The organism is Litchfieldella anticariensis FP35 = DSM 16096, from assembly GCF_000409775.1.
In the GTDB taxonomy this organism is placed as follows: domain Bacteria; phylum Pseudomonadota; class Gammaproteobacteria; order Pseudomonadales; family Halomonadaceae; genus Litchfieldella; species Litchfieldella anticariensis.
The window spans coordinates 254979-266831 of the sequence record NZ_KE332388.1 but is presented as its reverse complement, the minus strand read 5'-3'; the positions used below and the strand labels follow the sequence as shown (position 1 = coordinate 266831).

At 55.8% G+C, this 11853-nt stretch carries 12 protein-coding genes; 10 read left to right on the top strand and 2 right to left on the bottom strand.

Going from position 1 to position 11853, the window contains the following annotated elements:
- Positions 1-207 precede the first annotated feature (207 nt).
- From L861_RS08190 to L861_RS08175, 4 genes are all read left to right on the top strand, one after another.
- Entirely contained in the window at positions 208-1599 is a 1392-nt protein-coding gene (locus tag L861_RS08190) for a flagellar protein FlgA (RefSeq protein ID WP_021029143.1), read from the top strand.
- 112 nt (positions 1600-1711) lie between these two features.
- Positions 1712-2680 (top strand): Bug family tripartite tricarboxylate transporter substrate binding protein, encoded by a 969-nt coding sequence (locus L861_RS08185; protein WP_016416587.1) that lies wholly within the window; start codon positions 1712-1714, stop codon positions 2678-2680.
- 119 nt (positions 2681-2799) lie between these two features.
- A complete protein-coding gene (locus L861_RS08180) occupies positions 2800-3315 on the top strand; it encodes a tripartite tricarboxylate transporter TctB family protein (protein WP_016416586.1) in 516 nt (171 codons plus the stop codon).
- A gap of 28 nt (positions 3316-3343) precedes the next feature.
- Positions 3344-4846 carry a tripartite tricarboxylate transporter permease gene (locus tag L861_RS08175; protein WP_027947531.1) on the top strand — a complete coding sequence of 501 codons (1503 nt, stop codon included), beginning with the start codon at positions 3344-3346 and terminating at the stop codon, positions 4844-4846.
- 4 nt (positions 4847-4850) lie between these two features.
- Here L861_RS08175 and bla read toward each other — a convergent pair whose 3' ends face one another.
- Complete coding sequence (gene bla, locus L861_RS08170; protein ID WP_016416584.1) at positions 4851-5744, bottom strand: class A beta-lactamase; 894 nt, start codon at positions 5742-5744, stop codon at positions 4851-4853.
- A gap of 76 nt (positions 5745-5820) precedes the next feature.
- On the opposite strand from bla, the gene L861_RS08165 reads away from it, so the two are divergent.
- The 4 genes from L861_RS08165 to L861_RS08150 all read left to right on the top strand — a co-directional run bounded on the left by L861_RS08165 (position 5821) and on the right by L861_RS08150 (position 9214).
- Entirely contained in the window at positions 5821-6858 is a 1038-nt protein-coding gene (locus L861_RS08165) for a LysR family transcriptional regulator (protein WP_282705710.1), read from the top strand.
- Between the two features lie 187 nt (positions 6859-7045).
- On the top strand, positions 7046-7375 hold the full coding sequence (locus tag L861_RS08160; RefSeq protein ID WP_016416582.1) for a hypothetical protein: 330 nt from the start codon (positions 7046-7048) through the stop codon (positions 7373-7375).
- Between the two features lie 94 nt (positions 7376-7469).
- A complete protein-coding gene (locus L861_RS08155; protein WP_016416581.1) occupies positions 7470-8408 on the top strand; it encodes a metallophosphoesterase in 939 nt (312 codons plus the stop codon).
- 50 nt (positions 8409-8458) lie between these two features.
- Positions 8459-9214, top strand: a complete 756-nt coding sequence (locus L861_RS08150) for an aspartate racemase/maleate isomerase family protein (RefSeq protein WP_016416580.1) — start codon at positions 8459-8461, stop codon at positions 9212-9214.
- A 96-nt stretch (positions 9215-9310) separates the two neighbouring features.
- On the opposite strand, the gene L861_RS08145 is transcribed toward L861_RS08150, so the two are convergent.
- Complete coding sequence (locus L861_RS08145; RefSeq protein ID WP_016416579.1) at positions 9311-10309, bottom strand: NADP-dependent oxidoreductase; 999 nt, start codon at positions 10307-10309, stop codon at positions 9311-9313.
- Between the two features lie 152 nt (positions 10310-10461).
- Between L861_RS08145 and L861_RS08140 the strand changes: the two genes are divergently transcribed.
- Together L861_RS08140 and L861_RS08135 are read left to right on the top strand one after the other, a co-directional pair.
- On the top strand, positions 10462-11439 hold the full coding sequence (locus tag L861_RS08140) for a LysR family transcriptional regulator (protein WP_016416578.1): 978 nt from the start codon (positions 10462-10464) through the stop codon (positions 11437-11439).
- 52 nt (positions 11440-11491) lie between these two features.
- Entirely contained in the window at positions 11492-11806 is a 315-nt protein-coding gene (locus L861_RS08135; protein ID WP_016416577.1) for a cupin domain-containing protein, read from the top strand.
- The last annotated feature ends 47 nt before the right edge of the window (positions 11807-11853 follow it).

Below are 11853 nucleotides of genomic sequence, written 5' to 3'. Positions count from 1 at the left end.
TCATTGCCCGCCCCCTTTTCTCTTTCTTAATCAATCCATTATCGTGGATTTCATAGGCATGAAGACCAAAGTCGAATAGTCGCATCGTTGACCATTAAAATGGTATACCACTAGTCTTCTTTCAAGTTGTTCGAACCATCCGGTGCTGAATGAATATGCATTGCGGCCAAGGCTTCTTTCCGTCCGCACATGGAATAAGCGAGACACATGAATTACTTACAACACTTTGATTCAATACAGGTTGTCGAGGCCTGTGTTGCTGGTGCTGGAGACTTCGGCACGGGAGTTCTGCACCAGGCGCGCCAAATGCAAGGCCTGTCGGCACGCATCGCGGTGGATGTCAGCGCTGCCGCTGCCCAACGGGCGCTGGAACGTGCTGGAGTGCCAGTAGTCCAAATAATGGTATGCCATTCTGAAGAAGAAGCGCTCGAGGCTTGGAAATCCGGGCGTTACATCGCAGCTGGATCAATTGACACGGTGATTGGGCTACCATTCGATATTCTGGTGGAGTCAACTGGTATACCAGAAGCCGGAGCTCAACATGCCTATACCGCGATCATGGCAGGTAAGCATGTGGGGATCGCGACCAAGGAGACCGAGTCTGTTGTCGGTCCATACCTGACCCATCTAGCACGTCGCAAAGGGCTTGTCTTCACGCCGCTCGATGGTGATCAACCAAGCTTGTTGATTGGCCTGGTGACCTGGGCAAAGACCTTGGGATTCGAGATTGTCGCTGCCGGCAAGAGTAGCGAGTACGACTTCATCTGGGATGAGCAGCGGCAACACATCCTGTGCAATGGAGAGAGCTATCCGGCGCCAGCGATGACCAACTTGTGGTCACTGCCCGAAGGGGCAGAGCGAGAGAGCGTAGCGGCCAGAGCCGCGGCTCTTGAGGCCATTCCGCTGATTTCGGTGCCGGATCTGTGCGAAATGGCCAATGTGGCAAATGCCACTGGCCTGCTGCCGGACTGCCCCGAGTTTCATGCCACCGTGTTACGTATTCCCGAGGTGCCTACCGTATTGGATACCATCGAGAACGGCGGTGTGCTGAGTGGCACTGGGCGCCTGGAGGTATTCAATTGCTTGCGCAAGCCTGATGAGGTCAGTTTCGCGGGCGGTGTATTCGTGGTGGTGCGTTGTGAAGACGATGCGGCTTGGGAATTGCTGCGTGGCAAAGGGCATATTCTTAGCCGCAGCGGCCAAAGTGCCATGATCTATTTGCCCCGGCATTTGCTCGGCTTGGAAGCGCCGGTCTCGCTGCTCGACGCGGTGCAAAATGGCCTGGTATCCGGTGGTGGAGAAGCCACCGCGCCCAGGATCGATCTGGTGGCGCGGGCCACTTGTGCGCTACCCGCTGGCCATACGTTCGAAATGAGGGGGCATCACCGCAACATCGAGGGATTGCGACCCGAAGCGCATCCAGCTCGATCATTGGACCCGGACGGCGCGGTACCTTTCTATCTGCTGCCCGGGGCACGCCTGAGACGAAACATCGCCGCTCACGACATCATCCCGTTCTCTGCGCTCAAAGTGGCGGACTCTACGCTGCTGCGCCTGCGTCGGGAGCAGGACGAGATTTTTCAACGGGTGATGTCATGACGGATATCGCTGAAAGGGGAGGTGTTGTTAAACGCGAGATACGTGTGACGCATGCATGAGGGTGTCAACACTGGACGCCTGATCGATATGACAACAATGAATGGAGAGCGCTATGTCTAGCAAGTACAAAATCGCGGCAATGAGTTCCATCGGCGCCTTGGCGATGATGGGGGCGGCCTTGGTGTCTGCCGGTGAAAATGGTGCGAATTATCCGAGCGACGATATCCAGTTCTTGGTGGCTGCGGGGGCCGGTGGCGGTACCGATAACTTTGCCCGCACCGTGAAGCCCATGCTGGAAGAGCAATTAGGCACCTCGATAACGATCATCAATCTGCCGTCGGCATCCGGCGCATTGGCGCATCAACGCACAGCGAACGGCGAGCCGGATGGTCATACTTTGGATTTCGCGTCATCGACACTGGTGACGTCATTGGCGGCGGGGCAGAACCCGACCGGACTCGATCAGTTGACGCCCGTGGCGCGCATGCAGTCGGATGTCATGACGCTGATCGTCAATCCAGAAAAGTATGAAGATTTCGATGACTTCATGACGTATGCGAAGGACAACCCGGGCAAAGTCATCATCGGAGGTACGCATGCCGCCAGTCCCGACAAGATGGCGTTTCTCTCGTTTCGGGATGCCTCGGGGCTGGACATCAACTTCATCCCCTACGATGAAGAGGGCAGCGTTTCCGCCAACATACTGGGCGGGAACATCGACGGCATGTTTGGGGAGATCAGCTCGACGCTCAGCTATATCGAGTCGGGAAAGATGAAGCCCATCCTGGTGTTCGCCGAGGAGCGTCTCGAGAACTTCCCGGAGATCCCGACCACCGTCGAGCATGGTTGGGACCTGACGGACGGTAATGAGCGTGGCGTCTTCGTCCATGCCGGGACACCACCGAAGGTCGTCAGTCAGATCGAGCAGGCACTGAAAGCCGTATACGACTCCGACGACTATCAGACCTACGAAGAAAAGGTCAACCTGCATTACCGCGAAGGGTGGATGGGGAGCGATGAGTATCGCCAGAAATTGGAAAAGAACCTGGAGCTGTATTCGCGCTTGATCGAGAACACCTGAAGAATGGATGTCACGTCAGATGTGTTCCACATTGGCTGGCCCATGCGGGCCAGCCTTCCAACGCTGGATGACACGATGCCAAGCCGGCGTCGGTGAATGACACACTCACGGGCAGAATCATGAGTCATAAAACCTATCTCTTCTCCTTTGCCATCATCGCGTTTGCCTTGGCTTGCCTCGTCCCGACGCTGCAGCTGCCCAGTGCCGAACAGGTCTCGACGTTCGTTGGGCCACGGCTGTGGCCACTGGCCTTGCTGATCGCCTTGCTGCTGTTTACTGCCGTACTGCTGATCTCGACCCTGGTGGCGGACAAGAAGAGGGGCGCCATGAGGCGCAACGAGATGCCCGACACGCAGCATGGAGAACGGGAGTGTCACGCCGATACAGAGGTGTCATTGGGGACTGGCTGGCGCCTACTCGAAAGGCACCGTCATTGGGCCGTTCTTGCGGCCACCGTTGCCTACACAGTGCTCATGCAATTCGCCGGGTTCCTGGTCGCCACGGTCGTGTTCGCGTTCTGCTGCACGCTGCTGCTGGGTGCCAGGGGAAAGAGCGCCATTGTGACTACAACGGTCACGGCGACAGTGCTGGGAATGGTGGTTTTCGTCTACCTGCTGAACATTCCATTGCCGTAAGCCGCCATGAGGCTGCTTGGAGATGACGATGCTAGATAGTTTTCTGAATGGGTTGGCTGTGGTGCTGCAACCCATGAACCTGCTGATACTCACGTCGGCGGTGTTCATCGGCTTCATTGGTGGTGCATTGCCGGGGATCAGCGGTGTCATCCTGGTGGTGATCCTGCTGCCGGTCACCTATGGCATGGATCCGACTGCCGCGTTCATGTTGCTGACGGCCATTTACGGTTCCACCGTGTTTTCGGGGTTGATCACTGCCATTCTCTACCGCGCGCCGGGGACACCGGAAGCGGTGATGACCTCTTTCGACGGCTATCCGATGACCCAGCAGGGTCAAGCGGGGAAGGCGCTGGGGATTGGTGTGTTGAGTTCCGCTATCGGGGGACTGGTGGGGACGATCGCGTTGATCGTGTTCACGCCGCTGCTGGCATCAGTAGCCTTGCGGTTCTCTTCACCTGAGTATTTCGCCTTGGCGATCCTTGGCTTGACCGTCGTGGCATCGCTCGGTGGCAAGCTGATATTAGGCTTGATCGGGGCGGCGCTGGGACTTTTCATCGCCACGATCGGTATCGATCCGCTGACCGGTACGAGTCGTTATACCTTCGGCAACCTGAACCTGGCCGAGGGTGTGGGCCTGATCCCGGTAATCGTGGGGCTCTTCGCTATTTCGGAGGTAATGAAGCGTACCTTGGGTGGCGACGCCCATCAGCCACTTACCAAGGTCAAGGTGAAGATCTTCGATTCCGCCATCATGCGGAAGATCGGCGTGACGCTTTCGCGGTCGTCGATCCTGGGGGTGGTGATCGGTATTCTGCCGGGTATCGGCGCGAGCACCGCTGCCATGGTGAGCTATAGCGAAGCGGTGCGCTGGTCGAAGCATCCGGAAGCTTTCGGCAAGGGGGCACCCGAAGGCATTGCCGCGCCCGAGGCAGCCAACAACGCCGCGGCGATGGGAGCGCTGGTGCCTCTCTTCGCGCTGGGGATTCCAGGAAGCGGTACCACAGCCATTATCCTGGGCGCCTTCATCATGCATGGCCTGCAGCCTGGTCCCACCTTCATGGTGACCAGCAGCGAACTCATTTACGCGGTGTTCGCCGGCTTGTTCATCGTCAACTTCATGATCTTGCTGTTTTCCAAACCTTTCATTGCGCTGTTCACGAGACTGCTGAACATTCCCTATTCGGCACTGGGGCCCATCATCATCATGTGTTGCATCGTGGGCACGTATTCCGTGCGCAATTCGATGTTCGATGTGTGGCTGATGCTGGGTTTCGGGGTGTTGGGGTTCCTGCTGGAAAAAATCCGGTTCCCCTTGGTGGCGATCATATTGGGCCTGGTTTTGGGACCGATAGCCGAGAGCGAGTTGCGCCGTTCGCTCGCCATGTCTCAAGGGGACCTATCCATTTTCCTTTCAAGACCGATCAGCGCCACCTTGATTTACATTTCGTGCCTGCTTTTAGTGATTGCCATTGCTGCTCCGCTGATCAGGAAGTACAAGCAGAGAAGCAAGTGCCGGGAGACGTTCAGCTAATGGCTTATGCATCCAGCATGGCATTCACCGCTCGGCCAACGTCAGCAATAGCGGCATTGCGATCATCGAAGGAGGCTTCCGTTTCCGTGATATAGACGCTCACGATCAACGGCTTGCGGCTAGGCGGCCAAATCACGGCTACATCATTTGTCGTTCCATACTCGCCTCCTCCCGTTTTATCGCCAATACGCCAGTTCGTCGGTAGGCCTGCGCGAAGCCTCGCGTCACCTGTCTTATTGGAAACGAGCCATGTCGTGAGTTGGTCGCGTGATGTCTGGGAGAGGCGATCCCCTAGAATGAGCGAGCGCAGGTTGGCGGTCATCGCGGCCGGTGTCGTAGTGTCACGTGGGTCGCCGGGGATCGCTTCGTTGAGTTCGGTTTCCCAGCGGTCGAGGCGGGTCATGGAATCGCCGAGCGATCGCGCGAACTCGGTAACGCCGGAAGGTCCGCCAAGACTTTCCAGAAGGATATTGCCGGCAGTGTTATCACTCATGGTCAGCGCGGCCTCGCAGAGCTCTGCGAGCGTCATCCCTTCGCCACCGACTCGATGCTCCGTGACAGGTGAGTAAGTCACGACATCGCTGGCTTCGAAGCGGATGCGCCGGTTCAGGTCCTCCTGGCCGGCATCGACACGGGTAAGCACCGCGGCGGAAGCGAGCAACTTGAACGTGCTGCACATGGGGAAGCGCTCGTCGGCACGCTGTGTCCATTGGCGTTGCGTTTCCGTATCAAGAATCGCAATGCCCATCCGCGCCCTGAGTCTCTCTTCTATCTCGGTCAGCTTCCGGGACAACTCATCCTTGGTAGCGTCTGCTGCAAAGACGATACCCGGTTTCGCAATGACGCTACTGGCCAGCATGGAACCGACCAGTGCTGCGAATTTACGCCGTGTTAGCATCAATCTCACAATATCCTCCTGATCATGCTAGATACATGAAGGTAGCTGATGTGTTGTATGGTCTATCGTGGCGATCATGAAAGGGCTGTCATGCAATGCACGTCGCCAAAGCCGCGTTGGGTTTGTTGCCGCGTATAAGAAAATAGAAATAATGAACTTGTGCTGCAAACCATGTTATTTTGATGCTGATATAAATTTAATTTGGTCATATATGGTTAGACCCTACCTTCCTCTCAATGCTCTCCGGGCCTTTGAAGCATCTGCGCGACATTTGAGCTTCACCCGTGCGGCAATTGAATTGAACGTTACGCAGGCTGCCGTCAGCCACCAAGTGAAGGTTTTGGAAAACCGGCTGAACGTCATGCTCTTCAAGCGCTTGCCCCGTGGGCTGATGATCACTGCGGAAGGAGAGGCATTACTGCCTGTATTGCGGGATTCCTTCGATCGAATGGCGGACATGCTGGAGCGATTGGAAGGCGGGCATGTCCGTGAAATCCTGATGATAGGCGCAGTTGGTACCTTTGCTGTCGGTTGGCTACTGCCGCGGTTGCCAGACTTTCAGCAGCAGTACCCGTTCATCGATGTTCGCCTTTCGACAAACAATAACCGTGTCGACATGGCGGCTGAAGGCCTGGATTACGCCATCCGGTTTGGAAATGGTGCTTGGCACAGCATTGAGGCCATGCGTCTGTTCGAAGCGCCTCTTTCGGTTTTATGCATTCCGAAGATTGCCGATAGGCTACGTGAGCCAAGTGATCTGATGAATCAGACGTTGTTACGCTCCTATCGGGAAGACGAGTGGAGCAACTGGTTTGCCGCTGCCGGAATCGCTTGTCCTGCCCCACTCTTGAAGGGTATCGTCTTCGATTCATCGCTCGCCATGATGGAAGCCGCTCTTCAGGGCGCCGGAGTTGCTCTTTCTCCTCCTCTCATGTTTTCTCGCCAACTTTCCACCGGGGCTATCAAACAGCCTTTCGATCTATATACTTCAATGGGAAGCTATTGGCTTACCAGCCTCAAATCGCGTTCTTCGACACCTGCGATGGAAGCTTTCCGTGATTGGCTTTTCTCCGTGATAAATGAGGAGCATTTGGAACTACCACAGATATCTTGAGTCAAATTGATGTAATGGCTTCTCACTATTGCGCTACAGAGAGAAGTGAAAGAAAAGTTTTACAATTGGTAAGGATTTTCTTTTATTCGATAACTATCATTTATCAATGGCTTTTAACAATACATAGGAGGTTCTGTGAAGGAATTTGTTATACTCGATCATTCAAAATGTGATTGGTGGAGGTGAAATGAGCAAAGAGTTGGATGAGTTCGAGCAGAACATGCAGCGTGAGATCAACGCTTTTCTGAACCCGAAAAAGGAAGCTGAGCAGAAAGCTCGAACTCCGGCACCCAAACGCACCACAACGTCTCGCCCGACCAGACAGGCAGCTACGTCCCACAAGACCGGCTACATCGTCAAACTAGCCGTGCGAACCAAGCGCCTTGAACTGGATACCGTCTTCGAGCATCGTTCATCCAGTATTTCCAAGCTTGAAGCGCAACTGGAAGCTGAAAAAGCTGCCAGGCAGGCCGGCTTTCCCATCATTGGACACGTCATCGAAGTCCAGCGTCTCTAGGGTGTGGCATCCGAGGATATAATCGAGTCCGCTTTGACATTCTCCTGCGTCGCATCGAGCAGGGCAGACACATTCGCAGGGAAAAGAAATACGCATGTTTGATCTCATCGGCGATATCCATGGCTATGCCACGCCACTTAAACTCCTGCTCGACAGGCTCGGTTATCGCGAACGTAAAGGCGTCTGGTCACATCCTAAACGCCAAGTAGTCTTTTTAGGTGATTTCATTGATCGTGGCCCCGAGCAGATGGCGACCGTACACATCGCGCAGACCATGGTCGAGAGTGGCCAGGCCTTGGCGGTCATGGGCAACCATGAGTTCAATGCCGTAGCGTGGGCTAGTGAAGATCCCGATATTCCTGGCGGGCGCCTGCGTCACCACAGTGACAGAAATCGGCGTCAGCATCAGGCCTATCTGGATCAAGTGGGGGAGGGAAGCCCACTGCACCAAGAGCATATCGACTGGTTCAAGACCCTACCGCTGTATCTCGATCTCGAAGGGCTGAGGGTAGTGCATGCATGCTGGCATCGGCCATCTCTCGACATGCTGGTCGACTATCTCGATGCACATCAGCGAATCCTGCCCGATGCCTGGCCGGCCCTCACTCGCGAGGACACTCCGGCTTTCGATGCTCTGGAAACCCTACTCAAGGGCCTTGAGGTTCCACTGCCCGCGGGTACCGAGTTCCTTGATAAGGATGGCAACCCTCGTGGGCACATCCGTACCCGTTGGTGGGAACTGGAAGGCATCACCTATCGCGACTTGGCAATGGTACCGCCGGAAGTCATCGGAGAGATCCCTCATGAACCGATTCCAGATGATGTGTTGCCCGGTTACGAGGGGGACAAACCGCTATTCGTCGGTCACTACTGGCTTACCGGGATCCCCGAGCCATTAACGCCTCATATCGCCTGCCTGGACTACAGCATAGCTGCCGGTCATACCCACAATGGCAATAATGGCAAGCTATGCGCCTACCGCTGGGACGGCGAAACCGAACTGGATGCCGGGAAGTTCGTATGGGTAGAGTGAGTTGCCATATGTTAGCTTTTCGATATCGCTGAATGGCGGGGAGTCATGATATGCCGGTCGAAAAATGCTTGGGAATTCTTCTTCCCGAAGATGGGCCACCTGATTATGAGTGGTATGGGCTTGACCGCAGTCCAGCCTTTCAGGAGGGGGGGGCGCCCAGGATCGAAGTGGGGCAGATCAAGAGTGATGGCCATCATGCTTCGGAGGCGCTATTGGCGCTTGGGGCAACAGAACGTCTGGCCCCTGTCGGCGAAGTGTTGGTGCGTGAAGGCAGAGCTCAAGCCGTGATTTGGGCGTGTACCAGTGGGAGTTTCATTGGCGGCCTTGAATGGGCCCAAGCTCAGGCCAGCGATCTGGAGAAGCGGTTGGGTGTGCCGGTCATCAGCACCGCGCTCGCTTTCCGTGAAGCAGTGTTGGCACTCGGCTACCGATGCGTCGATCTGCTCAGTCCCTATCCGGCAGACGTGACCGAGCAACTGGTCGCTTTCCTGCATGATAGCGGTGTGACAGTGGGCAACATCAAGGTGCTCGATTGCCCATATGCGGCGGACTCTCATCAAGTCGATATCGTGCAGGAAGTGCGTGCCTTCTGCGAGGTGAATCACGATGAAGAGATCCCGCTGCTCGTTCCCGATACGGCAATCAATACTCTGGAACTGGTCGACACGATGAATCGACAGGCTGGGCGGGTCGTGCTCACGGCCAACCAGGTGAGCCTGTGGGCGGGCTTGAGGCTTCTGCAGTGGCCACACCTGCCGGCACGATATCTGAACGGCCTTGTCGATGCGGAGTGGCAGAAGTCCTGAGCCAATAGTTTTGACGGGAAACTGGTTGGCTCGTCTATAAGGAAGGGAGCCGGCAGCACACTTACGCTGCTGCCGGCTTCTTGATGCCCACGTGGCTTACAATCGCACCAGCATCTTGCCTCGGTTGCTCCCTTCGAACAGTTTCAAGAAAGCATCTGGCATACGTTCCAGACCGTCCTCGATGGTTTCCTCGTAGTCGATCTCGCCGTTGGCCACCTGTGGGCCAACTTCCTCCAGGAAACGTGGGTACTGTGACCAGTGATCGAGAACGATGAAGCCTTGTATGTGTGCTCGTTGGATCAGGACCATGTCCAAGTTGCTTGGGCCATGACCCGGAGTTTCATCATTGTAGCGAGCGATCAGGCCGCAAATGGCGATCCGCGCTCCTAGACGAAGATTGGTCAATGCCGCCTCCAGGCATATATCACCAACGTTCTCGAAATAAACATCGAAACCCTCGGGGCAAGCCTGCTTGAGGTCGGCGCTCAATTGCTCGGCATTCTTGTCACGGTAGCTGATTGCCTTGATGCCGTGTGATTCCAGCCAGTCGAGCTTCTCTTGCGAGCCGGCGATGCCGACCACGGTGCCACCTTTGGCCTTGGCCAATTGGACTACCAAGGAGCCCACCGCACCACTGGCGGCACTGACCAGGACATTGTCACCTTCGCGCATTTCGGCAATCAGGTTGAGACCAGTCCAGGCGGTCATGCCCGGCATGCCGAGTACACCTAGATAGGCTTGCTCCGGTACCTCGAGTTTGGGTAGCGGATCCAAGGCTTCTCCCGTCAATTGAGCGACATCGCGCCATCCGGCGTTATGTAGCACCTTGCTTCCTTCAGGAAAGCGCGAGTTGCGCGACTCGATGACTTCACCGATGGCTCCACCTTCGAGAGGGGCGTTGAGTTCGAAAGGCTCGACATAGGTCTTTATCCCGTTCATGCGACCACGCATATAGGGATCGACCGAGAGCCAGGTGTTGCGGACCCTTACTTCTCCGTCTTTCAGTGATGGCAATTCGATCGTATGTAGTTCGAACAATCCACGTTCCGGCATGCCTTGGGGGCGGTCATTGATGACGAAATAGCGTGACTGCATGGTTGGGTTCCTTCTCGCGGATAGGAATGCACTCAGGCTACAGTAGTTCTGCGATATCATGCCAATGCAAGTGACTCAAAAGTGATATGCATGAAGCTGATATCATGGGTCATTGATATTCTGCCCATATTCCCCATATCGATGAGGGTTGTATGCATTTGGCCGAACTTGCCCGCCACGACCTCAATGCCTTGGTGACGCTGCACGCACTGCTTGATTCTCACAGCGTGTCACGTGCCGCCGAACGTCTCAATCTCAGCCAGCCTGCGGTATCTCGTACCTTGGCGCGGCTGCGTCGTGCATTCAATGACCCGCTATTCGTGCGCACGCATCGTGGTTTGCGCCCTACCGCCCGGGCCGTGGCACTAGGGCCACCTCTGGAGCGTTTGTTGCAGGAGCTGGATACCTTACTGGCGCCGCCCGAGTTCCAGCCGGCCAGCACCACTCGGCGTTTCAGGGTGGCCAGCACCGACTACAGCATGCATGCTTTCTTGGCGCCGCAGTGGGAGACACTCAAGGCCGAAGCGCCTCAAATGCGGTTGGATATTCAAGCCCATGGCGGCAATATCGAGCACCAACTCGACGAAGGCGGGCCGGAATTGGCAATATGCTCACCCACTGGCCGGGTACCGGCCTCTGTGCATGGTCGTGAGATTGGCGACGATCATTTCGTATGCGTGATGCGCCGAGAGCATCCGTTGGCCGCTCCTGACAGCAATGCCTTGACATTGGAGGCCTTTATCGAAGCCGACCATCAGCTGATCAGTATGGGAGGCGACGATCGCGGAGTGGTAGATCTGGCACTGGCCAAGCTCGGGCTCAAACGACGTGTCAGTCTGCGCCAGCCACATTTTCTAGCCGGTTTTTCGATTGCCCAGCATAGCGATCTGTTGTTGTGCATACCTGGTTGCCTGGCTGCTAGCGTGGCTGACTGCTGGCCGTTGGCAGTACGATCGTTGCCCTTGGAGGTGGCGCCGTTTTCCTATTGGCTGGTATGGCATGAACGTTATCAGGCCGATGCCGGTCATGTCTGGCTACGCGATCGGCTCTTTCACGGTTTGCAGGCCCGTCATCGCGTACTTAGCCAGCGCTTGTCACTGTGCATGGTGCAATCAGCAATTCCTCATTGATATCAACCATGCCTTGGCGGCACTTCCTGCATGGTATTTGGAGCAAAGCAGTATGCAGAATCTGTTTGAGTCAATAACGGAAAATATCGATGAAGAGGTATTCGACATCATCGTTGAAGGCAAGGACGTCAGAGTCGAGCGTATCGTTTCCAAGGGCCACAGTTCCCCGGATACTGGTTGGTATGATCAGGACCGGAACGAGTGGGTCATAGTGCTGAAGGGAGCGGCTATTCTTGCGTTTGAGCAGGGCGGTGAGGTGACCCTCAAACCTGGTGACCATGTCAATATACCAGCCCATGAAAAACATAGGGTGAAATGGACGGCCCCTGATCAGGAAACAATATGGCTAGCAGTTCACTACACTTGATGAGCACCTCCCATCTCTAACGTGTTTTCGGGTGCAAGAGCAAATTT